Annotated in this window: 23 protein-coding genes, 1 tRNA gene and 2 pseudogenes; 14 read left to right on the top strand and 12 right to left on the bottom strand. The window is 71.0% G+C overall.

Annotated features, from left to right (window positions below; all coding sequences use genetic code 11):
• Nucleotides 1–139 precede the first annotated feature (139 nt).
• The 3 genes from ACIOWN_RS20295 to ACIOWN_RS20285 all read left to right on the top strand — a co-directional run bounded on the left by ACIOWN_RS20295 (nucleotide 140) and on the right by ACIOWN_RS20285 (nucleotide 2,135).
• The gene (locus ACIOWN_RS20295; protein WP_401983023.1) at nucleotides 140–1,066 is read left to right on the top strand and encodes a metallophosphoesterase; all 927 of its coding nucleotides are present in this window, start codon (nucleotides 140–142) and stop codon (nucleotides 1,064–1,066) included.
• 129 nt (nucleotides 1,067–1,195) lie between these two features.
• On the top strand, nucleotides 1,196–2,029 hold the full coding sequence (locus ACIOWN_RS20290; RefSeq protein WP_362350048.1) for a Pr6Pr family membrane protein: 834 nt from the start codon (nucleotides 1,196–1,198) through the stop codon (nucleotides 2,027–2,029).
• 32 nt (nucleotides 2,030–2,061) lie between these two features.
• Nucleotides 2,062–2,135, top strand: a tRNA-Pro gene (locus ACIOWN_RS20285).
• 344 nt (nucleotides 2,136–2,479) lie between these two features.
• Here the strand turns inward: ACIOWN_RS20285 and ACIOWN_RS20280 are convergent.
• A pseudogene (locus tag ACIOWN_RS20280) lies at nucleotides 2,480–2,812 on the bottom strand (LacI family transcriptional regulator); the annotation flags it as partial.
• A gap of 137 nt (nucleotides 2,813–2,949) precedes the next feature.
• Between ACIOWN_RS20280 and ACIOWN_RS20275 the strand changes: the two are divergent.
• Nucleotides 2,950–3,792, top strand: a complete 843-nt coding sequence (locus ACIOWN_RS20275; protein ID WP_401347878.1) for a hypothetical protein — start codon at nucleotides 2,950–2,952, stop codon at nucleotides 3,790–3,792.
• A 433-nt stretch (nucleotides 3,793–4,225) separates the two neighbouring features.
• Nucleotides 4,226–4,792, top strand: coding sequence for a Uma2 family endonuclease (locus ACIOWN_RS20270; protein WP_326803423.1), 567 nt, complete (start codon nucleotides 4,226–4,228; stop codon nucleotides 4,790–4,792).
• 1,407 nt (nucleotides 4,793–6,199) lie between these two features.
• Here ACIOWN_RS20270 and ACIOWN_RS20265 read toward each other — a convergent pair.
• The 4 genes and pseudogenes from ACIOWN_RS20265 to ACIOWN_RS20250 form a co-directional block, all read right to left on the bottom strand.
• Nucleotides 6,200–6,739, bottom strand: coding sequence for an EF-hand domain-containing protein (locus tag ACIOWN_RS20265; RefSeq protein WP_362350045.1), 540 nt, complete (start codon nucleotides 6,737–6,739; stop codon nucleotides 6,200–6,202).
• Between the two features lie 34 nt (nucleotides 6,740–6,773).
• Nucleotides 6,774–7,991: a sodium:calcium antiporter gene (locus ACIOWN_RS20260; RefSeq protein WP_401983021.1), complete on the bottom strand. Its 1,218-nt coding sequence runs from the start codon at nucleotides 7,989–7,991 to the stop codon at nucleotides 6,774–6,776.
• A 142-nt stretch (nucleotides 7,992–8,133) separates the two neighbouring features.
• Nucleotides 8,134–8,517: pseudogene (locus tag ACIOWN_RS20255) on the bottom strand (TIGR03943 family protein); the annotation flags it as partial.
• Nucleotides 8,518–8,579: 62 nt separating this feature from the next.
• Complete coding sequence (locus ACIOWN_RS20250; protein WP_401983019.1) at nucleotides 8,580–9,044, bottom strand: ATP-binding protein; 465 nt, start codon at nucleotides 9,042–9,044, stop codon at nucleotides 8,580–8,582.
• Between the two features lie 156 nt (nucleotides 9,045–9,200).
• Between ACIOWN_RS20250 and ACIOWN_RS20245 the strand changes: the two genes are divergently transcribed.
• From ACIOWN_RS20245 to ACIOWN_RS20215, 7 genes are all read left to right on the top strand, one after another.
• Nucleotides 9,201–10,115 (top strand): Scr1 family TA system antitoxin-like transcriptional regulator, encoded by a 915-nt coding sequence (locus ACIOWN_RS20245; RefSeq protein WP_401983017.1) that lies wholly within the window; start codon nucleotides 9,201–9,203, stop codon nucleotides 10,113–10,115.
• Entirely contained in the window at nucleotides 10,072–10,212 is a 141-nt protein-coding gene (locus ACIOWN_RS20240; protein WP_383731107.1) for a DUF397 domain-containing protein, read from the top strand. Before ACIOWN_RS20245 ends, ACIOWN_RS20240 begins: the two co-directional genes overlap by 44 nt.
• A 1,013-nt stretch (nucleotides 10,213–11,225) precedes the next feature.
• Entirely contained in the window at nucleotides 11,226–11,864 is a 639-nt protein-coding gene (locus tag ACIOWN_RS20235) for a YeeE/YedE family protein (protein ID WP_401983015.1), read from the top strand.
• On the top strand, nucleotides 11,864–12,280 hold the full coding sequence (locus ACIOWN_RS20230; protein ID WP_362350034.1) for a YeeE/YedE thiosulfate transporter family protein: 417 nt from the start codon (nucleotides 11,864–11,866) through the stop codon (nucleotides 12,278–12,280). Before ACIOWN_RS20235 ends, ACIOWN_RS20230 begins: the two co-directional genes overlap by 1 nt.
• A 163-nt stretch (nucleotides 12,281–12,443) precedes the next feature.
• Nucleotides 12,444–12,599, top strand: a complete 156-nt coding sequence (locus ACIOWN_RS20225; RefSeq protein WP_362350031.1) for a hypothetical protein — start codon at nucleotides 12,444–12,446, stop codon at nucleotides 12,597–12,599.
• On the top strand, nucleotides 12,583–14,487 hold the full coding sequence (locus tag ACIOWN_RS20220; protein ID WP_401983013.1) for an ABC transporter ATP-binding protein: 1,905 nt from the start codon (nucleotides 12,583–12,585) through the stop codon (nucleotides 14,485–14,487). Before ACIOWN_RS20225 ends, ACIOWN_RS20220 begins: the two co-directional genes overlap by 17 nt.
• A complete protein-coding gene (locus ACIOWN_RS20215) occupies nucleotides 14,484–15,341 on the top strand; it encodes a serine/threonine-protein kinase (RefSeq protein ID WP_401983011.1) in 858 nt (285 codons plus the stop codon). The genes ACIOWN_RS20220 and ACIOWN_RS20215 overlap by 4 nt, the downstream gene beginning before the upstream one ends.
• A 36-nt stretch (nucleotides 15,342–15,377) precedes the next feature.
• On the opposite strand, the gene ACIOWN_RS20210 is transcribed toward ACIOWN_RS20215, so the two are convergent.
• Together ACIOWN_RS20210 and ACIOWN_RS20205 are read right to left on the bottom strand one after the other, a co-directional pair.
• Nucleotides 15,378–16,130 (bottom strand): hypothetical protein, encoded by a 753-nt coding sequence (locus ACIOWN_RS20210; RefSeq protein ID WP_362350023.1) that lies wholly within the window; start codon nucleotides 16,128–16,130, stop codon nucleotides 15,378–15,380.
• Nucleotides 16,120–16,707, bottom strand: a complete 588-nt coding sequence (locus ACIOWN_RS20205) for an RNA polymerase sigma factor (protein WP_100568443.1) — start codon at nucleotides 16,705–16,707, stop codon at nucleotides 16,120–16,122. The genes ACIOWN_RS20210 and ACIOWN_RS20205 overlap by 11 nt, the downstream gene beginning before the upstream one ends.
• Nucleotides 16,708–16,939: 232 nt before the next feature.
• On the opposite strand from ACIOWN_RS20205, the gene ACIOWN_RS20200 reads away from it, so the two are divergent.
• A complete protein-coding gene (locus ACIOWN_RS20200) occupies nucleotides 16,940–18,901 on the top strand; it encodes an NAD-binding protein (RefSeq protein WP_401983084.1) in 1,962 nt (653 codons plus the stop codon).
• Nucleotides 18,902–18,977: 76 nt separating this feature from the next.
• On the opposite strand, the gene ACIOWN_RS20195 is transcribed toward ACIOWN_RS20200, so the two are convergent.
• On the bottom strand, nucleotides 18,978–20,837 hold the full coding sequence (locus ACIOWN_RS20195) for a prolyl oligopeptidase family serine peptidase (RefSeq protein ID WP_401983008.1): 1,860 nt from the start codon (nucleotides 20,835–20,837) through the stop codon (nucleotides 18,978–18,980).
• 178 nt (nucleotides 20,838–21,015) lie between these two features.
• Between ACIOWN_RS20195 and ACIOWN_RS20190 the strand changes: the two genes are divergently transcribed.
• The gene (locus ACIOWN_RS20190; protein WP_362350017.1) at nucleotides 21,016–21,822 is read left to right on the top strand and encodes an SURF1 family protein; all 807 of its coding nucleotides are present in this window, start codon (nucleotides 21,016–21,018) and stop codon (nucleotides 21,820–21,822) included.
• 76 nt (nucleotides 21,823–21,898) lie between these two features.
• On the opposite strand, the gene ACIOWN_RS20185 is transcribed toward ACIOWN_RS20190, so the two are convergent.
• The 4 genes from ACIOWN_RS20185 to ACIOWN_RS20170 form a co-directional block, all read right to left on the bottom strand.
• Complete coding sequence (locus ACIOWN_RS20185; RefSeq protein WP_362350015.1) at nucleotides 21,899–23,065, bottom strand: hypothetical protein; 1,167 nt, start codon at nucleotides 23,063–23,065, stop codon at nucleotides 21,899–21,901.
• Nucleotides 23,062–23,757, bottom strand: a complete 696-nt coding sequence (locus ACIOWN_RS20180; RefSeq protein WP_401983006.1) for a SigE family RNA polymerase sigma factor — start codon at nucleotides 23,755–23,757, stop codon at nucleotides 23,062–23,064. Before ACIOWN_RS20180 ends, ACIOWN_RS20185 begins: the two co-directional genes overlap by 4 nt.
• A gap of 392 nt (nucleotides 23,758–24,149) precedes the next feature.
• Nucleotides 24,150–25,253, bottom strand: a complete 1,104-nt coding sequence (locus ACIOWN_RS20175; RefSeq protein WP_362350012.1) for an aspartate-semialdehyde dehydrogenase — start codon at nucleotides 25,251–25,253, stop codon at nucleotides 24,150–24,152.
• Nucleotides 25,250–26,527, bottom strand: a complete 1,278-nt coding sequence (locus ACIOWN_RS20170) for an aspartate kinase (protein WP_100568438.1) — start codon at nucleotides 26,525–26,527, stop codon at nucleotides 25,250–25,252. Before ACIOWN_RS20170 ends, ACIOWN_RS20175 begins: the two co-directional genes overlap by 4 nt.
• Nucleotides 26,528–26,568: the final 41 nt, after the last annotated feature.

Genomic DNA, 26,568 nt, shown 5'->3' with positions numbered 1-26,568 from the left:
AGGTACGGCAAGGAGCCCGCGCGCCGATTTACGGCGCCCCGGGGAAACGCCGATCCCGGGGCGTGGCGCGCCCGTTGGCCCCGCGAACGGGACCACCGGCGATTTCCACCGGACGGCACCGGCCTGAGACGATGGACGCATGCGCGCGCGATACGGAGTACCCCTGGGCATCACGGCGGTCGCGGCCGCCGGTCTCCTCTACTCGGCGGGGTTCGAAGCCCGCTCCTTCCGCCTGAGGCGGGTGACGGTCCCGGTCCTGCCCTCCGGCATGCGCCCCCTGCGGATCCTTCAGGTCTCCGACATCCACATGGTCGGCGGCCAGCGCAAGAAGCAGCGCTGGCTGCGCTCGCTCGCCGGACTGCGCCCCGACTTCGTGATCAACACGGGCGACAACCTGTCCGACCCGGAGGGCGTCCCGGAGGTCCTCGACGCCCTCGGCCCGCTGATGGAGTTCCCGGGCGCGTACGTCTTCGGGTCCAACGACTACTACGGTCCCAAGCTGCGCAACCCGGCCCGCTACCTGCTGGAGAAGACCAGCGGCCGACACGGCCTGAACGGCAACGCGCCCGCCGTGGGGGTGATCCACAACCCGTGGGAGGACCTGCGCGACGGCTTCGACGCGGCCGGCTGGCTCAACCTCACGAACACCCGCGGCACCCTCAAGCTCGAGGGCCTCTCGGTGGAGCTGACGGGCCTGGACGACCCGCACATCAAGCGGGACCGCTACGCGCGGGTGGCGGGCGGCCCGTCCACCGACGCGGACTTCTCGATGGGCGTGGTGCACGCCCCGTACCTGCGCGTCCTGGACGCCTTCACGGCCGACGACTACCCCCTGGTCCTGGCCGGCCACACCCACGGCGGCCAGCTCTGCATCCCCTTCTACGGCGCCCTGGTCACCAACTGCGACCTGGACACCGACCGGGTGAAGGGCCTGTCCACCCACAACGCCGAGGGCCACACGTCCTACCTGCACGTCTCGGCCGGCTGCGGGACCAACCGCTACACCCCGGTCCGCTTCGCCTGCCCCCCGGAGGCGACGCTGCTGACGCTGGTGGAACGGCCGTGACGGGGTAGCGCCGGGGCGGGGGCGGGGAGGGTTTCCGCCGCACGGCCGTGCCTGGCTCCGTGCGGCGATCCGTAACCCGTACGGACTACCCGAATCGCCCCCTATGTCCACCCTCCCTACCGTGAGGGCATGGCCGCCGAGACCCCCGAACTGCCCGAGGTGCCGGAGATACCTCCGACGCCTTTCATGCCTCGGGACATACCGGAGCTCCCCGTGATCCCGGGCATCGTCAAGCTGATGCCCTCCTCCTTCGTCCCCCCGGCCGCCGTCATGGGGCCCACCCGTCATGCCGGGGCGGCGGTCTGCCGCCTCCTCACCGCCGCGGCGATCGTGGCCGCGGTGGCCGTGGAACTGCACCTCGGCTCCCCGGCCCGCGTCCTGAGCGCGTTCGCGATCCAGAGCAGCATCCTTCTCGCCCTCGTCCTCTGCCTGTCGGCCCGCAGGGCCTGGACGGCCCGCCGGCCGCTGCCGGCCTGGCTGACCGGAGCGACCGTGCTCTACGCCCTGATCACGGCTGTCGTGCACCACGCGCTGCTGACCCGGACCTCGCCGGCGTTCTCGATCACGGGCGAGCCCGGCATCCATCCGCTCTGGCAGAGGACGGCCACCGTGATCCTGCTGACGGCGGCCCCGATCGCCGCCCTCCTGGACTGGCTCCTGTTCACCGAGCCCGACCGCCTCCACCTGCACCAGGCCGCGCCGTGGCTGCTCTTCCCCCTGGCCTACCTGGCCTTCTCCCTCACCCGCGGCGAACTGCTCCCCGCCGACGCCCCCGACCGCTATCTGCACACCTTCCTGGACGTCTCCCAGCACGGCTACAAGCACGTCCTCGCCACCGCGCTCCTCCTGGGCCTCGCCTTCTACGCCCTGGCCCTCCTCCTCGTGGCCGTCGACCACACCCGCCCGAACCCCATCCGCCGCCGCGCCAAAACCGGATTTCGCCTCTGGCCACCAGTGGGCTAAAGTAAACGTCGTCGCCGCGACAGCAGCGACATCGGGGTGTGGCGCAGCTTGGCAGCGCGCTTCGTTCGGGACGAAGAGGTCGTGGGTTCAAATCCCGCCACCCCGACAGTGAAGTACCAGGTCAGGGGCCTGATCCGCGAGAGCGGGTCGGGCCCCTGATTGGTTCCTGGGGTCATTTTGGGAAAGGAAGCGGCGCTGCCCAGGCCCGCCGCACGCGCTGTCGCGCGATACCTTGCCGATCGCCGTGCCTACCCGGTTCTTGACGTCGTTGACGTGCTTGCAGTGCTCGCCCAGCCTGGCCTCCTGCAGACCCAGAGCACTTCCGCCGACCTCGTACGGTCTGGCGGAACGTCCGCCGATGTGATCACTTCAGCGGTGCTTGACCGAGCCCGAGGTTCCTCTCTCCCTGAACGCCCGGGGCGTGCAGCCCCAGGTATTCCGCAACCATGCCTATGCGCCCATGCGTCGCCTCTGCAGCAAGGTGTCCAACACGCGCACCGGTGACATGGGGCATATAGTCAGGCGATCCTCGACTGCAGCCTCCCACTGCTCGGTCAAACCAAGCATGAGGCGCCTGCGCATGCCGGAGGTGACGGGGGCGTAGCGAGCGGAGACGGAACTGTCGACGTGGTCCATGCGCTCGTCCATGAGGACCTTCTCGGTGCCGAGGTCCTCCATCACGGTCCGGTGGGTGTGGCGAAAGCCATGGGAGGTGAGGCTCTTGGCGATCGGCAGCCAGCAGGTATCGGCCCGCTCACCGGCGCAACGCCCTCGCGCTGGCACACGCTGACCACGTCCTTCAGGAGTGTCAGTGGTCGAACAGGGCGAAGCACAAAGCAACGTTGGCGGCCAGCCACTGTCACTGCTCACCCTTACCCTCAACTGCGCATCCCCCGAAAACACGTGAGAGGCCGCTCGACATGGTCAACGACGACGACATGTCCCCCGAAGTGCAGCGCATGCTTCAAGAAGCGCAGGCCATGATGACCGACGAGGTCATGGAGGAGACCCTTCGCAGCAAGGCCGGCGCGGACCCCAGCCACCTGGCCACATTGCTGGACCTCGTAGCGATCGGCATCACCAACGGCGCCTGGCGGAACAGCTGCATCGAGAACTGGCACGCCGAGGGCCGACTGTCGGACGGCGACATGATGCGCATCAACAGCTACACCACGGATGCCATACGTCGGCGCCTGAAGGGTTGGTGCATCGAGTCGGGGATCACTTCGGCGAACAGCACCGCACTGGCGAGGACCGACGCGGAGGACGTGGACGTCCTTGCCGGTCGTCTCTTCCGATGGCTGACGAATGCTGAGCGCAGGCTCCCCACCGGAATGACTCTCGGCGAACTGGCTCGCTCCAGGGAAGACCTCGAAGAGTACGAGGACCACGCGGATCGGGTCCTCGGCGGCTTTACCGGACAGATGGAGGACAAGGGCGTCCGATTCGGTCTGCTGCGCACCGCCTGCCACGGTGCCCTGGCCTGCTCCCGGTGGTGGGCGCATCCCGCATGGCCCGACCGCGTCGAACGCTTCATTCGCGTCCTTGACGATGCGACCGACTCTCATTGGGGTTCCAACGGTGAGCGGAAGAAGAAACTGGGCGCCGAGCCGCCCTCCGTGCAAGACCGTGACGTTATGCGTGCCGCGCTGCTGGAGAGCCCGTGGAAACTCGATCCCATGGCCGCTGAGTGGATCGTGGATGCCGGGATCGGCCACATGACGCCCGAAACGGGGCTGCCGGCCGCAACCGCATCCGATTAGAAGTTGCAGTAGGCATCGAGTCTGGAAAGCCATTTGGGGGCCGACGCGCTCCCGAAGCTCCTCCCACTCAGAAGCGCTCCGCCCAGGTAGACGGTCACGATGCTGTCGAGGAGATCAACTTCCATGCCGTCGGGTCCCTCGATGGCCTAGACCGATCCCCGGAAGCTCTGGGCTACGGGCTGGCTGGGGTGTGGGCGGACGCTGTGACGGGCCGACGCAGGTCCACCCTGACGGCTCCCACTGCGGCGACCGCAGCGAGGCAGCGCAGGCCGCCGCTGATCAGCGGCGCAGCTCCGGAGGTGGCGTCGCCCACAAGGCCAGCACGCATGTTGCCGATGTCCGATAGCCCTGAGGCAGAGTGCCCGACGGGCTGGAGACAGTACGCTGAACCGAGCGGGATCGGGCCCGCCGCACAGTGTCCGGGAGGTGCTTCATGACGGCCGAGATGGTGGCCCCGGCGTGGATGCACGAGCAGATCACGGCGGAGGAGTACGAGTCCTGGTCCGAGGAGCAGTGCGCCGGCATCGAGATCGTTGACGGGATGGTCGTCGTGAGCCCGAGTGCGTCCAAGCGGCACAACCGGCTGGCCCGGATCCTGGCAAACGCCCTGGATGCCGCCGCGGGGCCGGACTGGAACGCGGACACGGACTTCGACGTCCGGCTCCAGGACGTCCCGCTGACCAATCGCCGCCCGGACATCGTGGTGTACCGCGCGGACACGATCGACGTCACGCCCACCCGGCCCGAGCACGTACTGCTGGTGGCGGAGGTGGTATCACCGGGCTCGGAGACCACCGACCGGGTCGTGAAGGTCGACCAGTACGCCAAGGCAGGCATCGGCTTCTACTGGCGGATTGAGCAGGCCGCGACAGGTGTTCCTCTGGTGTATACCTACGTGCTCGACCCTGCGACGAAGACCTACCGGGACGGGGACGTGTTCACCGGTGTCCTCAAGGTCACGGCCCCCTTCCCGGTGCAGATCGACCTCGGGCAGATCTGACCCACATGCTGCCGAGTGGTCCGCTGTGCGTGGGCGGACGGTGCCGCGCAGGGCATCACTGAGAAGGCCGCGCGACACCTGTCACGGGCTCTGACCAGACAGATCCGCCCAGCGGAGCACCGTCCGGAACCACCCGGCACACCCCCACCAGCCCTCGTAATGCGCAGGTCTCATCTCTGCCGACCGCCCCAGTGCACGCGCGCCAGAAGGCGGATCGCCAGTCCGTCGGCGCCGACCAGCCTGAGGTGGCAGATGAGGGTCCTTCTGGGAGCCATCGGGGAGCCGACTCACTCTCCGAGCCCCTTCGAGACCACTCGAGACCACGCCAACCCGACGCTCTGACCAGGGCAAACGCCATCCGAGCTGGCAAGGTCAGCAACCGGACCTCATTCGGGACGAAGAGGTCGTGGGTTCAAATCCCGCCACCCCGACGCCAGTCAGAGGCCCATTCGCGTGATCGCGAATGGGCCTCTGTCGTGCTCGGAGGGCCAACCACCCTGGCTGGTGTGCCCGACCCTGCCAGGTCGGGCCGGACCTGGTCGACGGACTGGATGTCGACTTGTGAACGGACTAGCGTCTGCAAGTGAAGCCGCGATCGGGTCACGCCTCGTCCGGCGAGGCTCCTCAGCGGGGCCCTGGTCGCAGCGCCCGCCCGTGGAACCCGGGCGGGCGGCGTGACGGCATCGGGACGTGCTCTCATCAGCGGCGGCGCCTAAGACCGCGCCACTCCGTCTCATTCGGCGGGCGCGGCCATCAACCTCGCGCGGTTCCCTTGCGTGAGGCGATGGAAGGAAAGGTATTACCCATGCGAGCACAGCGCGTCAAGCGCCTTCTCGCGGTGTCCGCAGCGGTGTGGTCGTGGCCGGCGGCGCGGCGATCGGCGCGGCGGGGACCGCTTCGGCGCATGACTTGAGCTACGACCAGGGTCACCATTCCGGTTACAGCAGCGACTACGGCGACCGCGGCGGCGGTGGCGGTGACGGTCACGGCGGCGGCTACGGCGGTGGCGGTCACGGCTACGGCGGCGGCTACGGCGGTGGCTATGGCGGCTACGGTCACAGGTGGGGCGGCGGCTACCACCGATACGACCGCAACAACGATTACGGAAACGGTTACAACCGCCTCCACCTGCGCATACACAACCGAAACAACAACCTGGGGGTTCATGAATCAGCGCGACTACCAGGGATACGAGTGAAAAACTGGGCGGCATGGGTTGCTGTACTTCGCAGCCGCCGCGATGCGCCGACGTCCAAGCCCGTTGACGCCAAGCCTGGATGTCGCCGCATCACCCCGTTTCTCCTCGACGTACGCTTTTGCCCTCGCGCCCTCGACGCGGGGGCAAAGCTCTGGCGACCGGCGTCGTGTCCGGTACTACGGCACGACCTCCAGGGATATCTCCTCTGCTCAGTGGCCGAGCAGCGGTACGTCGATCTCGCCCAGGTGGTAGGCGCGGACGGCCTGGACCAGTTCGTCGGCGGAGAGCTGGTCGTCGCCGTTGGTCTGCATCTGGCGGAACGCGTCGGCCGGGTCGATGTTCTCGACCCCCATGGCGTCCAGCCAGGTCTTGAACTCGGTCGGGCTGATCTGGTCGTCGTCATCCACGTCCGCCAGCTCGATCATGGCCTGGACGGTCGGCTTGACGGCCTTCCCGAAGTCCGTGCCGCCGTTCTCCAGGACGTGTTCCTTGACGATGTCGTGGAACTGCTCGGCGGTCAGCCGGCCGTTCTCCTTGTCGATCCCGGCCTTGCCGGCGAAGAAGTTCCACATGCCCAGGTAGGCCTCGCTCAGCACGCGGCTTCTCGGGGAGCCGGGAGCTTCGCCGAAGGCCCGCAGGATGCGCTTGGACTCGGCGTCGAAGTCGGCCCTGTCGATGCGGCCGTCGCCGTTCACGTCCCAGCTGTCGAAGCGCGTCTTGATGCGGTCGAGCTGCACGGAGGTGGTCATCTCGGAGATCTCCAGGTGGTTCGGACACGGAACGTCACAGTATCGACACTTTCTGCAATGACGGGTCGTGCGCGTATTGCCAACCGAGTGATACGGAGCGGGCATGGGCGGGCGCGCCCGGAACCGCCGGGGCCTCGATGCCCGGTCGCCGCGCGTCGTCGTCGGAGCCCGGGGCGTCGTCGACGGGAACCAGCCCGAACACGGAGAAGCTGATGGCCCAGTAGGCGATGTAGGCCACCAGCAGCACCGCGCCGTGCCAGCGCCTGAGGTGCCCGGTGAGAAGTGCGTAGGCGGCGAACCCGTTGATCGCCACGAGGGCCGGCAGGTGCCAGCTGAAGATTTCCCGGGTGATCACGAGCGCGCCGCCGGCCAGGGTGATGATGCCCACCTTCGCGGTCACCGAGAACACCACGCTGCCGATGACGTTGCCGACGCCGATCGCGGGCGCGCCCCGCCGGGCCGGCTCCGCGGTCAGGAAGATGTCCTCCAGGGACAGCACCAGCGTCGCGATCGTCGCCCCGAAGACAGTGCCGCTGATCGCGAAGTCCTCCAGGATGCCCTCGGTTCCCCTCGTCATGATCCAGGCGCCGACGACGATCCCGGTCAGCGCGAGGAGCGCCAGTCCGAGCAGCATCCATCCCGGCCGGTTGGCCGACTTCGCCGCGCCGACCTGGCCGGTCTCGTAGAGGCCACCGGAGCCCTGATCCCGGTCCCCTGCACCACCCCCCGCGCCCCCGGCCGTCCCGGCGGCCACGCCGACGAGTTCGGGACTGTCCACCGCTTCGAGTACTTCCGCGCTCCTGAACGTCGGCAGCGCCCGGCGGGACTCGCGGTAGGCGATGTAGGCGACGAACAGCACGAACAGCAGGACGAGAACGATCGCGAAGACGGTCCCCAACTCGCCGAGCAGTGCCGGCACGATCAGGATCAACGGAGCGATCGCGAACAACGCGATGTAGTCCTTGGGGATCTCCACCCGGCAGGGTGCGACGAGGGCGGCGATCGCGAGCACCAGGCCCGACAGCGAGATGACGGTTCCGAAGACGACGCCGAGCGCGACGTCTTCCAGGCCCTCGACGTTGAGCACCACACCGAAGGCGAGGTCGTCGAACTCGATCCCGGTGAACACGATGGCCAGCAGGAACAGCGAGATCGCCAGGCCGCGCGCGGCGCCGACCAGGTAGGTGATCAGCTTCTCGGCACTGTAGATCAGCAGCGCCACTCCGGCGGCGAAGATGAGGATGGACGTCATCCGATTGCTCCCCCTTGAGCAGAACGGACTGGCCAGGCCCCGTGGGTGCCTGGCCAGCGTCAATCAATCGGAAGCTAGCAGGGATGAGGGCGAGTGACAGCCGGGCGCACTGGAGCACTCCGCCCCAGGGCGTGCGCCCGCCTCACCTCGTGGGAGTGAGCGGCAGGGCGTCGGTGTACGCGTTCGCCGGCTTGTCGGTCTTCTCCACGGAACGGGCGTCGAGCGCGGCGGGCGCGGAGCTCGTGCCCAGCGTTCCACCGGGGTGCCAGGTGCCCGTGACGGCCACCCAGCTGTCGGCCGGCGGGGCCGGGGTGCCGTGGATCCGTACCTTCACGGACTGGGCGTCCGCCGCACAGCAGGAGATGACGATCCGGGGCAAGGTCCGGCCGTCGCCCTGCTTGCCCGAGGTGACGAAACCAGTCAAGCGGACCGGACGCTCCTCGACGGCCCGCGTGCGGTCCTGCTGCACACGGCGGGTGACGTCCGAAAGCGTCATCGGAAGCGGCGAGGCCGCGGGCAGCGGGTCGCCGCGCCCCACCTGTCGGATGTTCCCGTCAACATAACGGGCCCCGAACTGACGGACGGTGCTCAACCGGCCTTGCCGGAAGGGCCGCCGACCTCGGCCCAGACCGTCTTGCCCACGGGGTGACGAGGTGTCCAGCCCCAGCGCAGGGCCAGGGCGTCCACCAGGAGCAGGCCGCGGCCCGATTCGCCGTCGGGGTGGGATGAGGGGGCGGTCGCCGGAGGGTGTTTGGGCGAGGCGTCCGCCACCTCGATGCGCATGACGCCCGTCGCTGCGTCGAGGGCGAGCCCGAGAGCGAACTCATGGCCCGGCGCCCGGCCGTGCCGCACGGCGTTCGCCACGAGTTCGCCGACCACGAGCGCGATCGTGCACGACGTGTCCGAGTCCGGCGGGTGCCCCCACTCCTCGATGTGCCGCACGGCCAGGCGCCGGGCCAGCCTCGCGCCTCGCGGAGTCGCGGCGAACTGCGCCGCGAAGTGACGGGAGTCGGGCGCTACGCCCTCTTCCGGTGTGGTCGTTCCTGCCAGCACGGCCTGTCTTCCTTCCCGCAAAGTGCACGAGTCGTCACGTTCCGTACTCAAGAGTCGTCCACCGGCCCTACGCTCGGAAGACGGCGCAGCCTTACCTTTCAGCTCATAAGAAACGGAAGTAACGCCTTGGCCAAGGGAATCGACCCCAGTACGTCCATGGCGGCGCTGTTCGGTGCACGGGTGCGCAGACTCCGTACGGCGGCCGGACTCACCCAGGCCGAACTCGGCGCCAGGACACACGTGGTGAGCACCCGGATCACCCAGATCGAGCGCGCCTCCGGCGCCAAGCCCACCCTAGAACTGGCCCGCGCGCTCGACGCGGCCCTCGGCGCGGACAACCTGCTCGTCGAGCTGTGGCCCTACGTGTACCGGGAGGCGTTCCCGGACTGGTCGAGGGCGTTCATGGCCTACTCCGAGCGCGCCCTGTCCATCAGGCAGTACGCGGCGCACGTCGTGCCGGGGTTGTTCCAGACGGAACAGTACGCGCGAGCCGTTCTGAGCCTGGACGCGCTACTCGCCGACGAGGACCAGCTGGAGGAACGCGTCGCGGCCCGGCTGGGGCGACAGGAACGGCTTCGTTCGCCCGGCCGACCGGAGCTGTGGGTGATTCTCGACGAGGCCGTGCTGCGGCGTCCGATCGGCAGCCTGGCCGTGATGCGAGAGCAATTGGGGGAGTTGCTCAATGCGGCAGCGGACCGTCGCACCACCGTGCAGGTGCTGCCCTTCGACCAGGGCGGACACGAGGCGATGGGCGGATCACTGACACTTCTCACTCTCCCCGACGGTTCAGAGGCCGCCTACACAGAGGGCTCGGACTATGGACGACTCATCGAGGAACCGACCAACGTCAGTCGCTACACGGTGATTTACGATCGGCTACGGGCAGCCGCCCTGCCCCCTCTCATGTCGCTCGACATGATCCGAAGCGTGATGGAGGGCAACCACCGTGGAGCGAACGTCCCGTCCCGATCCGAACGGCGCCGCTTGGCGCAAGAGCAGCTACAGCAATCAGGCTGGGGGCGACTGCGTGGAGGTCGCGGACGGGCTCAAGGACATCGTCCCCGTTCGTGACAGCAAGGTCCCGGACGGTCCCTCGCTGGCCTTCGGCGCCGGCTCCTGGGCCTCGTTCATAGGCGAGTTGAAGTCCGGCACCACCGCATCGAACTGACGTAAGGCGCTGGTCCGTTAATTCGGCGACCGGGAAAGATCCCGGCCGCCGAATTCATTTAGGACCTGCAATTCTCACGCTCCCCCCACAACCCCGTCGAATATTCGCACTCTCTCCACAAACGACCGACGCACGTCCGCAGCGTGCGGGATCATGTGACCTGATCGCGATCAAGTCCTGACCGTCGGCCGGAAAATATCCGGACATCAGAGGCAGGCGAATGGATCTTTCGCGTGGTGTATCTCACTGAGGGAATGTCAAGTGGTTCGACCGGAAAACCCATTCGGGTTGCCCAGGGCACCGGGAAAGTGGTTCCATCTCGGCTGAACGCGGTGACTGGCAGTCACAATGCGGCTCTGTGCCGAATTCCCGGACGTTTTGTGATCGTCGATCGGGCGTGGCAAGGACAGGAACCAGGAAACGGCGACCGCCCCTTTGCGAACGGGCGGTCCGCGCCGGTCAGGAGGGAGCAACGTGGGTTGCTCGCACGCTGTGGGATGCCCCCTTTTCCCCTTGCTCAGGGCGAGCTTGCAGGGGTGGCGCGACTACTACTGCGACAGCACGGACCAGTGGCACGACTGTGCCCGCTACCAGTTGTCACTCACCGGTGAGCGCGTGCCGATCAGCCTGCTGCCCAACGGAGCGACGGCGCGGCACCTCGAAGGCGAGACCCGTACGGGCCGGTCCAGCGCGACCAACACCACGCAGGCTCCCCAGCCCCAGGCGCATCCCCAGCCGCATGTTCACCCCCACCCCCAGCCGCAGCACCCGGGCGCCTGGTCCCAGGCGGTACCGGCCGGCCCGCCTGAGCCGTCCCCGCCCGGCCCCGGACAACCGGAGAACTCGGCCTGGTTCGGGGCGGCGCCCCCGGCACCGGCCCCGACGTACCAACCGTCACCACCCCACATACCGGGCCCCCGGCATTCGGACCACCCCGCTCCGCGCACGGGGCGGGCTCCCGGTCCGAAGCGCGGCTTGCTGGGCCGGCTCGCCGACTGGATGAGAGGTCCGGCATGAACTACTGGCCCTGGTGGGCGGGCGCGGTCGGGCTCGCCCTGGTCACCGTCAACTACACCCTCACCACCGACCGGTCCTTCGGGGTGTCGTCCGCCTGGGACCGCGTGCTGCACTGGCGCAGCGAACGCCGTCTGGAGAAGATGGACGACGAGTTCGCCGACGATCAGGCGCTCGCCGAAGCCCTCGCCGCGGCCACCGCGGAGCACTTCGGAACGCTGCCCGGCGCGCCGGCCTCGGCCCAGCCTCCGTACGGGGACCCGCAGCCGCCCGCGCCCGGCCCCGGCGTCGAACCGGTCACGAGTCAGCGCCCCGCCCCCCTCGTCACCCAGGCCGCCCTGCTGGTGTCGATCTTCCTGGGCGGCCTGATCGCCTCGCTCGTGTCCGGACGGTTCAAGATCCGCCACGACATGGGCCCGGGGTTCCGGGACCTGGTCACCTCCGATCCGGTCACCATGGTCGTCGTGCTCTTCCTGGGCGGGGTGCTGGTCGGCTTCGGCACCCGGCTGGCCGGCGGGTGCAGCTCCGGCCACGGGCTGAGCGGCTGCGGCCGGCTGCGCCCGGTCAGCATCGTCGCGACCGCCGTGTTCTTCGGCACCGCCGTCGGTGTGTCGTTCCTCCTGTGGAAGGTGATCTGATGCGTACCCGCGGCGCGATCCTGCTGGCCAACATCATCACCGGGCTGGCACTCGGCTTCACCGTCTCCAACATCGGCTTCGGCGACTACGCCGAGCTGAACCGCATGTTCACCTTCCAGGACCTGCGGATGTTCCTGTCCTTCGCGGGCGCCGTCGCGATCATCGTGGTCGCGTTCGCCCTGCTGCGGGTGCGCCGGACCCCCGGGCGCATCCACGCCGGTGTGATCCCCGGCGCGGTGCTGTTCGGCACGGGGTGGGCGATCTCGGGCGGCTGCCCGGCGATCCCGATCATCCAGGTCGCCGGCGGTTACCTGCCCGCTCTGGTCACCATCGGCGGTGTCGCCGTCGGCATCTGGCTGTGCCGCTGGGCCAACGCCCGGTTCTTCCACCTGGACCGCGGCTCCTGCGGACTGTGACCGGGGGCGTCAACCCCCACCGGAAGGCGTTTGCCCCGTTTTGACCTGAGGCGCCATCCGATTCCTGATCCGGGACGTATCCCCTGCGAGACATGTTCCATCAGGAGGAAAGCGATGGCGATCTTCACTGCACTGTTCCCCGCCCTGAGCCGTGATCACGGCGGTGGCCACGGCGGTCACGGCGGCGACCACGGAGGTCACGGCGACCACGGCGGCCGTGGCGACAACGACCGCGGCGACCGTGGTGACCGCCGCGACCGCGGCGACCGCGGGTCGCGAGGCCACCGTCACGGTTACTGATTTTGGCCACCCCAGCTGACTCGGAGCGGAGCGGACCGGAGCCCCAGGGAGCCGGTCCGCTCCGTCAGTACGTCCTGAGCCGCCTGCTGTCGGTGGGGGCGGACGAGCAGGGCGTGGTCACGGCCGCCCCGCCGCTGCCGCTGCGTGAGGTGTTCCGGCGTTTCTGGCCCTACACCCGAGGGCGCCGTGGCTGGCTCGCGCCGCTTCTCCTGCTCAGTACGACGGGCCCCCTCGTCGACGCGGCCGAACTGTGGCTGTTCAAGATCTTGGTGGACGAGGTGCTCGTCCCACGGGACCTGCGTCCGTTCGTCTGGATCGCGCCCACCTACGCGGGGCTGATCCTCCTCTCCGGCGTCTTCGGCTTCGCCGACGACGTGACCTCCGCGTACGTCAGCGAACGCTTCCTGCTCTCCCTGCGCTCCGACGTCTTCCGGCACGTCCAGGGGCTGTCGCCGGGGTTCTTCGAACGGCGCCGGCTCGGGGACGTGCTGTCGCGGATCACGGGGGACGTGGAGTCCGTCGAGACGCTCCTGCTCTCCGGCGTGGCGGACGTCTTCTACGACCTGCTGCGACTGGGCGTCTTCCTCGGCCTGCTCTTCTATCTGAGCTGGGACCTCACGCTCCTCGCGATCGTCATCGTGCCGCTGTTCTGGGGCGCCGCCCGCCACTTCTCCCGGCTGACCAAGCAGGCGTCGCGGGAACGCACGCGCCGCAGCGGCTCGCTCAGCGCGGTGGCCGAGGAATCGCTGGGCAACGTGACCCTGGTGCAGGCCTACAACCGGCAGGACTGGGAACAGCGCCGCTTCGAGCGCGAGAGCGTGGGCCGCTTCCGCGCCGCGATGGCCTCCACGCGGATCCGGGCCGTCTACCGGCCGCTGGTGGAGCTGATCGAGGTGTGCGGCGGACTCGCCGTCATGGGACTCGGCACCTGGAAGCTCACGCAGGGGCAACTCACCCTGGGCGGGCTGCTGGTCTTCCTGGCGCTGATCGGCAAGCTCTACGGCCCGGTCCGCGACCTGTCCCGCCTCGGCCCCACCTTCTACGCCGCCTCCGCCTCCGCCGAACGCATCGTGGAGCTGCTCGACCAGCGGCCCCAGGTCCGCGAGGCCCCGGACGCGCGGCGGATCGGCCGGGCCCGCGGCGAGGTCGAGTTCGACGGGGTGTCCTTCCGCTATCCCGAGACGTCCCGCTGGGCCCTGTCGGACGTGTCGTTCCGCGTCCGCCCCGGCGAGACCCTGGCCCTGGTGGGCGCGAGCGGGGCCGGGAAGTCCACGGTGGCCAAGCTGCAACTGCGCTTCTACGACCCCGACCGGGGCGCCGTCCGCCTCGACGGCACCGATCTGCGCGAACTGGCCCTGACCGACGTGCGCGACAGCGTCGCGGTGGTGCTCCAGGAGACGCTCGTCCTGCACGGGACGGTGCGGGAGAACATCGCCTACGGCCGGCCCGGCGCCACCGAAGCGGAGATCGTCGAGGCCGCCCGCGCCGCGGACGCCGACGAGTTCATCCGGCTGCTGCCTGACGGCTACGACACCGTGGTCGGACAGCGCGGCCGGATACTGTCCGGCGGGCAGCGCCAGCGGCTCGCCATCGCCCGCGCGATGATCAGGGACGCGCCCGTGCTGCTGCTCGACGAGCCCACCACCGGCCTGGACGCCCTGTCGGGCCGCCGCATCATGGACCCGCTGCGCCGGCTCATGGCAGGCCGGAGCACCGTCGTCATCTCCCACAATCTGCTCACGGTCCGCGACGCCACCCGGATCGTGGTGCTCGACCGGGGCCGGGTCACCGAGTCCGGGACCCACGACGAGCTGTTGGCCCGCGGCGGCACGTACGCGCGGCTGCACCGGCTGCACGACGCGGCCGCGCCCACGGGGCCGCCGCCGCAGGGCACGGTGCTGACATGACCGCCGCCACGCGGACGGCCGTGGAGCCGCCGCTGCCCGCGGGCACCCGCCCGGTCCCCGGCTACGAGATCCTCGGGCACCTGGACCGCACGGGCTGGCTGGACCTGTACGACTCCTGGAGCGAGGAACGGACCTGCCGGTGCGTCATCAAGGTGCTGCGCCCCGATCTGCGTGGCGACCCGGGGCTGGGCGCCAGGCTGCTGCGGGAGGGCGGGTGGCTGCGCGACTTCACCCACCCGCACCTGGCCCGCGCGTACGAGACGTTCGCGGAGCCCGAGCCGCTCGTCGTCATGGAGACGCTGACCGGGGAGACGCTCGCGCATCTCCTCGGCCGGCTGCGGCGCCGGCCGGGCGCAACCGACGTGGCGCTTCTCGGGGTGCAGCTGTGCTCAGCGGTGCACTACCTGCACGGACGGGGGCTGCTCCACCTGGACCTCAAGCCGGCCAACATCGTCGTGGACCGCGGACACGTCAAGGTGCTCGACCTCAGCGTGGCCCGGCCGCCCGGGGACGCGCCGCGCGGGACGGGCACGTTGTACTACCGCTCGCCGGAGCAGGCGCGCGGCGGGCCGCTGTCGGCCGCGGCCGATGTGTGGGGCATCGGCGTCACGCTGTACGAGACGGCCTGCGGTGACGTGCCCTTCCCGGAGGGCGAGGAGGCCGAGAGCGAGGACGGCGCGGGCGGCGTCCGGTGCCCGCTCCTCGAGGACGCCGCCCCGCCGGTCGCGTCGCGCCGCCGCCTGCCGCGCACGCTCGCCGGGGCCGTCGACGCCTGCCTGAGCCTGGACCCGGCGAACCGCCCCACGCTCCCCGCACTGGCCGAGGCCCTGGGCACCGTGCTCCCGAGTTCGTGAGCGATCCTCCTCGGCCGTCTCCGGGACGGGCAGCCCTCAGGACGTGTCCTCGCCCGTGGCGAAGTGGGTTCTGGCCAGGACGGTGCCGTCGGGGGCGACCACCCGCGCGCCGGCCAGTTTCGCGGGGTCGATGGTGGCCGGGCCGCCCCAGGAGCCGCGGCCGCGGTGCAGGGTGAGGTCGCCGACGCGGACGGTGGTGCCGTCCTTGCGCACCAGCCGGCAGGTGACCTTGCCCTCGTGGGGTCCGCCGGTCCTGGTGAGGTTGACGGTCATGTAGATCCAGCCCGGGGAGCCGGGGTGGGCGTAGACCTCGCCGGCCGGCCTTCCGACGGCGTCGGCCGAGGTGAGACCGCCCCACAGCATGCCCGTCCCGGCGGCGGTCGCGGGGGGCCGGGACATCGTGGACTCGATCGCCGTGCCGACCGCCCAGCCGCCGAAGCCGACGGCGAGGACGACCGCGCCCGCGGCGGCGGCGACCCGAGGACGCAGCCGGCCGAGCAGGCCCGGACGCGGGATGCCCGGCGCCCGGCTGTGCGGACGCTTCTCGTGCGCCGCCATCTGCGTCAGCGCCTGCGCCACCCGGCTCTCGAACCCGACCGGCGGCTCGCTCCCCGGCAGGAGCCCGATCAGCCGGTCACCCAGCAGAGTGAGCTGTGCGATGTACTCGCGGCAGTCCGCGCACCTTTCCAGATGCGCGACGGCACCGGCGCGCTCGCGGCCGGGCAGCACGCCCAGCGCGAGTTCGGCGCCGATCTCGCGGAGCTTCTCGCAGCTGGTCTCACTGGCCATGGTCGCCTCGCTGGAAGGAGGCGAGGGTGGTGCGCAGCTTCCCCATCGCCGCCCTGACCCGTGTCTTGGCGGTGCCCAGCGGAATGTGCTCCCAGTCGGCGATCTGCTGGGCGGTCATGCCGTAGATGCCGGCCATCACCAGGGCACGGCCCTGTTCGCGCGGCAGTTCGGCCACGGCGGCCCGCAAGCGGGACGACGCCTCGTCGGCCAGTGCGTGCCGCTCGGGGGTGTCGCTGACGACGTCCAGGATCGCGTCGAGGTCCTCCGGCGCCACCGGCTCCTGACGCCGCGACCGTACGGCGTCGATGGCGAGGTTGTGGGCGATGGTGGTCAGCCACGTCGTGACCGACCCACGGCGCGAGTCGTAGATCTGCGCGTGCCGCCATGCCCGCTCGAATGTCTGTTGTGCGATGTCCTCCGCCAGTTGGGGATCCCCGGTGACCGCGACGGCGACACCGAAGACCCGGTGCTGGAACCTTCTTACGAAGCTGACCGCGAGTTCCGGATCACCGGCGGCGAGCCCGGACAGCAGAGCCTCGTCCGGGAGCCGGCCCACGGGGAACCAGAATCTCGACACATCCGTATATACGGACCATCCCCGTCCAGGGATTGCCCGGCCGAACCGGAGTCCCATAGTCCGATTCTCGCGCGGGACCGCCCTCCCCGCGCCCCGTCGCGGAACGGTCCCGGGCAGAGGGCCGCGCGGGAGCCGGGCGGAGGGTGGAACCACCCGTCTCGGTAGGGCAGTCTCTTCCCTCGTGGGGAGCGTTCCGTATCAGGGTGGTGTGTCGTACGGCACGGGCGCGCACATGGTGGTGTGCGGGGACGACGGGCTCGCGCACCGGCTGGCCGCCGAGTTGCGGGGGGTGTACGGCGAGCACGTGACACTGGTCGTGCCGCCCTCCGAGCGCACGGTACGGCCGCCGGTGGTGGGCCGGCCCCGTACGGCCTCGGCGCTGCTCGACCGGGTGGACCGGGTGGTGAGCGCGGCCGTGAGCCGGGCCGGAGTGGGTGCCAACGGCACCGGCAACGGCAACGGCACGGGCGGTCAGCCGACAGGCCCGGACCGGCTGCTGGAGGCCGCCGAACTGACCGAGGCCGTGCTCGCGGACGCGGGCGTGGAGCGGGCGGCGGCGCTGGCCCTGGTGTACGACGACGACGAGACCAACATCCGCGCCGCGCTGACCGCCCGCCGTCTCAACCCGCGGCTGCGGCTCGTGGTGCGCCTGTACAACCGGCGGCTGGGCCAGCACATCGAGGAACTCCTCGACCAGGCCGCCGCGCTGGCGGTCGGCGGCGACGCGGCGGCGGGCACCGACGCGTCCACGACCGTGCTGTCCGACGCGGACACCGCCGCGCCCGCGCTGGCCGCCAGTGCCGTCGTGGGCACCAGCAAGGTCGTCCAGACCGACGGACTGCTGCTGCGCGCGGTGGAGCGGCCACCGCCCGCGCCGGGACAGGTCGCCGACCCCGGACTGTGCACCCTGGCCCTGCTGTCCGCGACGAGCAGCGACCCGGCCGGAGCTGACGGCTCCGAGGACAGCGGCGACCAGCGGCCGCAACTGCTCCCGGACGAGGCGGCGGTGGAGGCGGCCACCGGGCGCGGGACCGTGGTGCTGGAGCAGGTCTCGTACGGCGCCGGTGAGCCGTTGTCCGCCCGGCGTGTGGTGGCGGCGGCCGTGCCTCCGCTGACGTCGCTGTTCTCGCGGCGGCTGCGGTGGACGGTGGCGGGCCTGCTGGCGTGCGTGTTCGCGCTCGCGGTGGCGCTGTGGGTGGTGGCCGGGGTCCATCCGCTGGGCGCGGTGTACCTGACGCTGCTCGACCTGTTCGCCATCGACGACCCGGCGCTCGGCGAACCGGTCGGACGGCAGCTCCTGCAACTGCTGACCGGGCTGGTGGGCGTGCTGCTGCTGCCGGTGGTGCTGGCGGCGGTACTCGAGGCGCTGGGCACGTTCCGGTCGGCGTCCGCGCTGCGCAGACCGCCGCGGGGGCTCGGCGGGCACGTCGTCCTGCTGGGACTCGGCAAGATCGGCACCCGGGTGCTGACGCGGCTGCGGGAACTGCGGATTCCCGTGGTGTGCGTGGAGTCGGACCCGGAGGCGCGCGGTGTGGCCACGGCCCGGCGGCTGCGGGTGCCGGTGGTGCTCGGGGACGTCACGCAGGAGGGCGTGCTGGAGGCCGCGAAGATCCACCGCGCGCACGCGCTGCTCGCCGTGACCAGCGCGGACACGACGAACCTGGAGGCCGTGCTGTACGCGCGGTCCGTGCACCCCGACCTGCGGGTGGTGCTGCGTCTGTACGACGACGACTTCGCCACCGCGGTGTACCGCACCCTGCGGGCCGCGCACCCGCACGCCCTGACCCGCAGCCGGAGCGTGACGCACCTGGCGGCGCCCGCGTTCGCCGGCGCCATGTTCGGCCGGCAGATCCTGGGGGCCATCCCGGTGGAGCGGCGGGTGCTGCTGTTCGCGTCCGTGGACGTGGGCGGGCATCCGCAGCTCGAGGGCAGGACGCTCGCGGAGGCCTTCCGACCCGGGTACTGGCGGGTGCTGGCGCTGGACGTGGGGATCACCGCGGACGCACGGCGGGAGCCGGCGGCGCCGGAGGCGGCGGCCGAGCGCCCGGACCGGGCCTCGGGCCTGGTGTGGAACCTGCCCGGCACCTACGTCCTGCGCGGGGAGGACCGGGTGGTGCTCGCGGCGACCCGGCGCGGGCTGGCGGAGCTGCTGGGCCGCGGGCCGCGGGGACGGACGGGAACACAGGGGACGTAGGAGGCGCGCGGGGCGGGCACAGGCGGCCCAAGGGCGCTCTGCCCTTGAACCACCCGCGTCCCGCGCCGCGGCCGCCCTACTTCCGCTTCTCCTTCGGCCTCTTCTCCTTCGGCAGATACCGCTCCGCGAAGTCCAGTTCCAGGCGGATCTGCTTGATGCGTTCGTCGACGACCAGGGAGCCGTGGCCGGCGTCGTAGCGGTACACCTCGTGGACCACCTCGCGCGCCTCCAGGCGCTTGACGTAGTTCTCGATCTGGCGGATCGGGCAGCGCGGGTCGTTGACCCCGGCGGAGATGTAGACCGGCGCCGCGACCCGGTCGACGTACGTCAGCGGCGAGGAGGCCTCGAAGCGCTCCGGCACCTCCTCCGGGGTGCCGCCGAGCAGGGTGCGGTCCATGGCCTTCAGGGCTTCCATCTCGTCGTGGTACGCCGTGACGTAGTCGGCGACCGGGACCACCGCGATGCCCAGCGCCCACAGCTCGGGCTGGGTGCCGAGACCGAGCAGGGTGAGATAGCCGCCCCAGGAGCCGCCGGTGAGGATCAGGCGGGCCGGGTCGGCCAGTCCCGAGCCGACGGCCCACTCGCGGACCGCCGCGATGTCCTCCAGCTCGATCAGGCCCACCCGGTGCTTGAGCGCGTCGGTCCACGCCCGGCCGTAGCCCGTCGAGCCGCGGTAGTTGACCCGGACCACCGCGTATCCGTGGTCGACCCAGGCGGCCGGGCCCGCGGCGAAGGAGTCACTGTCGTGCCACGTGGGGCCGCCGTGGATGTCGAAGACCGTGGGGAGCGGTCCGGTCGCGCCCGCGGGCCTCTGCACCAGGGCGTGGATACGGCCGCCGGGACCCTCCACCCACACGTCCTCCACCGGCACCGACCCCGGGGACTTCATGCCGGGCGGGTCGAGGACCACCCCGCCGTGCGTCGAGCGGACCGCGGAGGGCTCGGCCGACGAGGACCACAGGTACTCCACGCTGCCGTCCGGGCGGGCGGTCGCTCCGGAGACCGTGCCGGGCGGGGTGGGGACCCGCGTCAGCTCGCGGGTGGCCAGGTCGTAGCGGAACAGCTCGCTGCGGGCCTCGAAGCCGTGCACCACGAGCAGGCCGCCGCCGTCCGGACACCACTCGGCGCTCACGTCGCCGGGCAGGTCGAGAGCCAGGTCGTGCTCCTCACCCGTCGCCACGTCCCACACCAGCGGCTCCCAGCGGCCGCGTCTTTGGTGGCCGACCAGCAGCCGCGTGTCCCCCTCGACCGGAGCGAAGCCCAGCACGTCCAGGCCCAGCTCGACCGTCCCGCCCTTGGTGTCGTCCAGCTCGGCGACCGTCGTGCCGTCCGGGCGCAGCACGCGCAGCGCCGAGTGCATCGCGTCGCCGTGCTCGGTGTGCTCCAGGGCGATCAGCGAGCCGTCGTGGGAGAGGTCTCCGACGCCCGCCGACTCGCGGTGCCGGTAGATCTCCGTCACCTGCCCGTCGCGGGCCAGGTGCAGGGTCGTGCCGTCCTCGTCCGTGGAGCGCCCCACGACCGCCGTGCGGCCGTCCCGGCCGAGCGCGAGCCCCGCCGGATACGACGCGCCGAGGCCGGGCACGGCGGCCTCGTCGGCCCCGCCCTCGAAGGGCTGGCGCCGCCAGACGCCGAACTCGTCGCCGTCCTTGTCGTCGAACCACCAGATCCAGCGCCCGTCCGGCGAGAGCACACCGTCCGTCGTGCCGTTCGGCCGATCGGTGACCTGCCGCTGGTCACCCGTCGTCCGGTCCCAGGCGTACAGCTCGTACGTCCCCGTCGCGTTCGACACGAACAGGGAGCGCTCCGGCGCGTCCTCCGCCCAGTCGGGCAGGGACACCCGGGGCGCTCGGAAGCGCTTCTCCCAGTCCGGCATCTCCTCGATGAGTGGCCGCCGGTCGAGCTGCTGCGGCGAGTCGGACCCGTTGCTCTCAGTCATGACCCCATACTGCACGCTTCCGGGGACAACGCGCTGTCCGGTCTCCCCAGCCTGTGGAAAACTCCGCCCGGTCTCTTCGCATCCTCTTGCCTTTTCCACACCGTTCCCGCCCGCCCGGCACGGCGCCGGGCCGACCCCGCGACCGGGGCGCGGCGTCCGGCACCGTACCGTTGAGGGCGTGTACCGGTTTCTGCTGACACCTCGCTGGTGGGGCATCAACGTCTTCGTGCTGCTCGCCATCCCCTTCTGCGTGTTCATGGGGTCCTGGCAGCTGAGCCGGTTCGAGGCGCGAGTGCAGGACCACCGGACCGCGACCGAGCAGGCCGCCTCCTACCGCAAGGAGGCGCCGCGCCCGCTGGACCGGCTGCTGCCCGTCGACAAGCGCACGTCCGGCATGCAGACCACCGCGGCCGGCCGGTACGCCGATCAGCTGCTGATCCCGGACCGCGATCTGGACGGCAAGGCCGGGTACTACGTGCTGACGCTGCTGCGCACCGACTCCGGCAAGGCACTGCCGGTCGTCCGCGGCTGGCTGCCCGGGAAGCCGGACGCGGCCGGGGTCCCGGCTCCGCCCACGGGCGAGGTCACGGTCACCGGAGCGCTCCAGGCGTCGGAGACGCCGGGTGACAACGGGGTCAGCGCCCGGGGCGGGCTGCCGTCCGGGCAGACCGCGGCGATCAGCGCGGCCTCGCTGGTGAACCTCGTGCCGTACCCCGTGTACGACGCGTGGGTCACCCTCAACCACGCCGATGCCGGGATGACGGCGGTACCGGCGAAGGCCCCCGACAACACCGGGCTCGACCTGAAGGCGTTCCAGAACCTCGGCTACACCGGCGAGTGGTTCGTCTTCGCCGGCTTCGTGGTCTTCATGTGGTTCCGGCTGCTGCGCCGCGAGGCGGAGGCCGTACGGGACGCGGAGCTGGGGCTCGCGCCCGAGCAGGCGCCGGTGCCGGCGCCCGCGTCGAGCGGCGTGTCCGGCGCCTGACCGGCTCCCCGGGGCCTGTTCCGGCGAGCGTGCCTGCCGGGCGACGGAGCGCAGGCCGGCAGACCCGGCACAAGCCCTAGGACGCCGGGAGCACCCCGGTCCGGTAGATCGTCCCCGCACACGCGTTCGTCACCGTCACCGACGCCGAGGGCGAGCCGGCCTCCGGGGTGTGCGAGACCACGACGCCGCCGTCGGCCGGGCCGTCCGTCAGGAGCATCTGGGTGGAGACGCCGGTGTCGCCGCCCGTGGTCGTGGCGCCCGTGGTGCTGACGCCCTGGGTGGGGGACGGATCGGACGAGGGTCCGCCGGTCTCGTTGCCGCCGGTGCTGCTGCCGCCGCCAGTGGTGGTCGGACAGGTCTGGGAGGGCACCCAGGCGAACTTCACCTCGTACGCCGAGCCGGACGGCAGGAGCAGCCCGGGCACCTCGGTGGAGGGGTCAGGCAGTCCGGCCGCCGCGTCGCCGGAGGTGTGGGCGACCACGGTGATCCTGGTGGGGTCGGCCGCGCCCTGCGCGAGGGGGCTCACCGAGCCGGAGCCGCCGACCCGGCAACTGCCGCCGGAGACGTTGGTGACGTGGAAGGTGCCGTAGACGACACCGGCCGAGTCGGGGGCGTCGACGGTGGCGGTGGCGGAGCCGAGCTGGGAGGCCGCGCACACCGGGATGTCGCCGCCCGGGTCGGCCGCGGGGCTGTCCGGACCACCGGTGGGTCCGCTGTCGGCGGCGCTGCCCGGGCCGCCCGTGCCGACGTCCTTCCGGTCCTTCGTACCCTCGCCGGCGGCCTTGTCCGAGGAGCCGCCGATCGTGCTCTCGCCGCCGTCCGGGCCCTTGCCCCGGCTCGCGTCGCCCTGGGCCTGTGAGGCCTGGCCCGCGATGGCCGGGTTGGCGTCGGAGGCGGCGGTGTTGGAGACGTGCACGAGGGCGGGCACGGCGGTGCCGACGAACAGGGCGGCGGCCGCCATGCCGACGGCGGCCTGCCGCTTGCGGGCCCGCCGCGCCGGGACCGCGCGCCGCAGGTGGTCCAGTGTGCCGTCCCGTGGCTCGACGTCCTGGACCGCGTCGTGCAGCATCCTGCGCAGTGCCAGCTCGTCCGAGTCGAGCCCGTCCGGGCCGAGTTCGTCGGGGCTGTGGTTCACGGTTCCGTTCCCAGCGTGCGATGACGTGTGCTCTTGATGGTGCGGCTCGCCCGACGCGTCGGGTTCGTGTTCCTCGTACGCGTCGCGGTCCTCGTCGTGCTCCCTCATGCCGACGCCCCCATCGCGACCCGCAGCGCCGCGATGCCGCGCGAGCCGTAGGCCTTGACCGAGCCCAGCGAGACGCCGAGGGTCTCGGCGACCTGCGCCTCGGTCATGTCCGCGAAGTAGCGCAGCACCAGGACCTCGCGCTGACGGCGCTGGAGGCCCTTCATCGCCTTGATCAAGGAGTCGCGCTCCAGCTGGTCGTAGGCGCCCTCCTCGGCGCTGGCCATGTCCGGCATCGGCTTGGACAGCAGCTTCAGGCCGAGGATGCGGCGGCGCAGGGCGGAGCGGGAGAGGTTGACGACCGTCTGCCGCAGATAGGCGAGGGTCTTCTCCGGGTCCCGGACGCGTTTGCGGGCGGAGTGGACCCGGATGAAGGCTTCCTGGACCACGTCCTCGCAGGAGGCGGTGTCGTCGAGGAGGAGCGCGGCCAGGCCCAGCAGGGACCGGTAGTGCGCGCGATAGGTCTCGGTGAGGTGGTCGACGGTGGTGCCGGCCGCCGTAGTCTCCTCGGCGGCCTCACGCTGGCTGGGTATGCGGGCTGGCCGCGCGGCGGGCATGGGCGCGATCACCGGCATGCCGCCGGGCACGCGCGGGCGGAGCGCCGCGCGGGGCGGTCGCAGGGCGGCGCCGCGGGTCGCCGCCGGGGATACCCCCCGCTCGAAGAGCTTGGGGGTGAACTCGAGAACCTCTGCCACGCCAGTTGGACACGTCTCCCCCCACTGAGGTTGTACGTGCCGGGCAAGTCGATTGCGCCAGGTGACACGTCCGGCGCCGTTCTCGTGGCAGGCGGCACAACCGAATGCGCCTCGTATGCCCTCATGCGTCCCGCTCATCCCCTATGCCTGAATCGCCGGAACGTCCCCACGTCCCGCAGCGTCCCCACGCCCGCGAAGGGCGACCGCAAAGACGCTCCCCGCCCTTCGCGCGGTTGCAAAGGACGGGGAGGCAAATCATCGGCCGCCGAACAGCGAACAGCATGGATCAAGTGGCCCAGCCCACCAGCCGAATTGATTCTCACATGGATCCTACAAACGGAAAGGCCCCTGGCCACGGTATTTCCGGCGGCGACGGTCGCGTGCGACAGGAGTCACGGTGCCTCGGCGGCCACCAGCTCCGCGATTTGCGCGATGTTCAGCGCCGCGCCCTTGCGCAGGTTGTCACCGCACACGAAGAACTCCAGCGCCGTGGGATCGTCCAGCGCCCGGCGCACCCGCCCGACCCAGGTCGGATCGGTGCCCACCACGTCGGCGGGCGTGGGGAACTCGCCCGCGGCCGGGTTGTCGTAAAGCACCACGCCGGGCGCTGTGGCGAGGATCTCCCGTGCCCTGCCGACCGTGACCTCGCCCTCGAAGCGGGCGTGGACGGTCAGGGAGTGCGTGGTGACCACCGGGACGCGTACGCAGGTCACGGCGACCGGCAGCCGCGGCAGCCCGAGCACCTTGCGGGACTCGTCCCGCAGCTTCATCTCCTCCGAGGACCAGCCCTCCTCGCACAGCGACCCGGCCCACGGCACGACGTTCAGCGCCACCGGCTCCGGGAACGGACCGGTGTCGTCCCCGACGGCCCGCCGCACGTCACCGGGGCTGGTCCCCAGCTCCGTGCCCGCCACCAGGGACAGCTGCCGGCGCAGGGTCTCCACGCCCTCGTCCCCGGCCCCGCTCACCGCCTGGTACGAGGAGAGGACCAGCTCGCGCAGGCCGAACTCGGCGTGCAGCGCGCCCAGGGCCACGATCATGGACAGGGTGGTGCAGTGGGGGCTGGAGACGATCCCGCGCGGCCGCCGCCGCACCGCGTGCGGGTTGACCTCGGGTACCACGAGCGGCACCTCCGGATCCACGCGGAAGGCGCCCGAGTTGTCGACCACCACCGCGCCCCGGGCGGCGGCGAGCGGCGCCCAGTGCGCGGCGGCCTCGTCGGGGAGGTCGAACAGGGCGATGTCCACCCCGTCGAAGGCGTCCTCGGCGAGCGCGGCCACCTCGACCTCCTCGCCGCGCACGGTCAGCCTGCGGCCGACCGCGTGCTCGGGCTCCCCGCCCGCCGTACGCGAGTGGGAGCCCGGGGAGGAGCCCGCAGGCAGGGCGAGCAGGCGGATGTCACCCCAGATGTCCGCGCGCTGGGACAGGATCCGGAGCAGGACCGTGCCGACGGCTCCGGTCGCTCCCACGACCGCGAGCGTCGGTCGGTCGCTCATCGCCCGGTGCCTCCGTAGACGACGGCCTCGTCGCTGTCGGAGTCGAGCCCGAAGGCACTGTGCACGGCGCGCACGGCCCCCGGCACGTCGTCCTGGCGGGTGACGACCGAGATACGGATCTCGGAGGTCGAGATCAGCTCGATGTTCACGCCCGCGTCGGACAGCGCGGTGAAGAAGTCGGCGGTGACACCCGGGTTGGTCTTCATACCCGCGCCGACCAGGGAGATCTTGCCGATCTGGTCGTCGTAGCGCAGGGAGTCGAAGCCGATGCCGGCCCGGTTCTTCTCCAGCGCGTCGATGGCCTTGCGGCCCTCGGCCTTCGGCAGCGTGAAGGAGATGTCCGTCAGGCCGGTGGCGGCGGCGGACACGTTCTGCACGACCATGTCGATGTTGATCTCGGCATCGGCGATCGTACGGAAGATGGAGGCGGCCTCGCCGGGCTTGTCGGGCACGCCGACGACCGTGATCTTGGCCTCGGAGGTGTCGTGTGCGACACCGGAGATGATGGCCTGCTCCACCTTCTTGACCCCTTGCTGAATCGGCTCGCTGCTGACCCACGTGCCCTGCAACCCGCTGAAGGAGGAGCGGACGTGGATCGGGATGTTGTACCGGCGCGCGTACTCCACACAGCGGTGGAGCAGCACCTTGGAGCCGGACGCGGCCAGCTCCAGCATGTCCTCGAAGGAGATCCAGTCGATCTTCCGGGCCTTCGCCACCACCCGCGGGTCGGCGGTGAACACGCCGTCGACGTCGGTGTAGATCTCGCACACCTCGGCGTCGAGGGCTGCCGCGAGCGCGACGGCGGTGGTGTCGGACCCGCCACGCCCCAGCGTGGTGATGTCCTTCCCCGCCTGGCTGACGCCCTGGAAACCGGCGACGATGGCGATGTTGCCCTCGTCCAGCGCGGTCCGGATGCGGCCCGGCGTGACGTCGATGATCCGGGCTTTGTTGTGCACCGAGTCGGTGATGACACCTGCCTGGCTGCCGGTGAACGACTGGGCCTTGTTGCCCAGGTTTTTGATCGCCATGGCCAGCAGGGCCATGGAGATCCGCTCTCCGGCGGTCAGCAGCATGTCGAGCTCGCGCCCGGCAGGCATCGGGGATACCTGCTCGGCGAGATCGATCAGCTCGTCCGTCGTGTCGCCCATCGCGGAAACCACGACAACCACGTCGTTGCCGTTCTTCTTGGCTTCCACGATCCGCTTGGCGACGCGCTTGATGCCCTCGGCATCGGCTACGGAGGAGCCTCCGTACTTCTGCACGACAAGGCCCACGTGCGCTCCTCGCTCAGTCCGTGTCCATCGCACTCGCGCAT

Source organism: Streptomyces sp. NPDC087787 (assembly GCF_044743035.1).
Lineage (GTDB): Bacteria > Actinomycetota > Actinomycetes > Streptomycetales > Streptomycetaceae > Streptomyces.
Note: the sequence above shows the minus strand (reverse complement) of the source record. Positions and strands in the feature narration are given on the sequence as shown.

Bases quoted from the DNA above. Each gene is read 5' to 3' on its own strand.
- ACIOWN_RS20295 (WP_401983023.1), top strand. From the start codon at position 140: ATGCGCGCGCGATACGGAGTACCCCTGGGCATCACGGCGGTCGCGGCC.
- ACIOWN_RS20290 (WP_362350048.1), top strand. From the start codon at position 1,196: ATGGCCGCCGAGACCCCCGAACTGCCCGAGGTGCCGGAGATACCTCCG.
- ACIOWN_RS20275 (WP_401347878.1), top strand. From the start codon at position 2,950: ATGGTCAACGACGACGACATGTCCCCCGAAGTGCAGCGCATGCTTCAA.
- ACIOWN_RS20270 (WP_326803423.1), top strand. From the start codon at position 4,226: ATGACGGCCGAGATGGTGGCCCCGGCGTGGATGCACGAGCAGATCACG.
- ACIOWN_RS20265 (WP_362350045.1), bottom strand. From the start codon at position 6,739: ATGACCACCTCCGTGCAGCTCGACCGCATCAAGACGCGCTTCGACAGC.
- ACIOWN_RS20260 (WP_401983021.1), bottom strand. From the start codon at position 7,991: ATGACGTCCATCCTCATCTTCGCCGCCGGAGTGGCGCTGCTGATCTAC.
- ACIOWN_RS20245 (WP_401983017.1), top strand. From the start codon at position 9,201: ATGGCGGCGCTGTTCGGTGCACGGGTGCGCAGACTCCGTACGGCGGCC.
- ACIOWN_RS20235 (WP_401983015.1), top strand. From the start codon at position 11,226: ATGAACTACTGGCCCTGGTGGGCGGGCGCGGTCGGGCTCGCCCTGGTC.
- ACIOWN_RS20230 (WP_362350034.1), top strand. From the start codon at position 11,864: ATGCGTACCCGCGGCGCGATCCTGCTGGCCAACATCATCACCGGGCTG.
- ACIOWN_RS20215 (WP_401983011.1), top strand. From the start codon at position 14,484: ATGACCGCCGCCACGCGGACGGCCGTGGAGCCGCCGCTGCCCGCGGGC.
- ACIOWN_RS20210 (WP_362350023.1), bottom strand. From the start codon at position 16,130: ATGGCCAGTGAGACCAGCTGCGAGAAGCTCCGCGAGATCGGCGCCGAA.
- ACIOWN_RS20200 (WP_401983084.1), top strand. From the start codon at position 16,940: ATGGTGGTGTGCGGGGACGACGGGCTCGCGCACCGGCTGGCCGCCGAG.
- ACIOWN_RS20195 (WP_401983008.1), bottom strand. From the start codon at position 20,837: ATGACTGAGAGCAACGGGTCCGACTCGCCGCAGCAGCTCGACCGGCGG.
- ACIOWN_RS20185 (WP_362350015.1), bottom strand. From the start codon at position 23,065: ATGAGGGAGCACGACGAGGACCGCGACGCGTACGAGGAACACGAACCC.
- ACIOWN_RS20175 (WP_362350012.1), bottom strand. From the start codon at position 25,253: ATGAGCGACCGACCGACGCTCGCGGTCGTGGGAGCGACCGGAGCCGTC.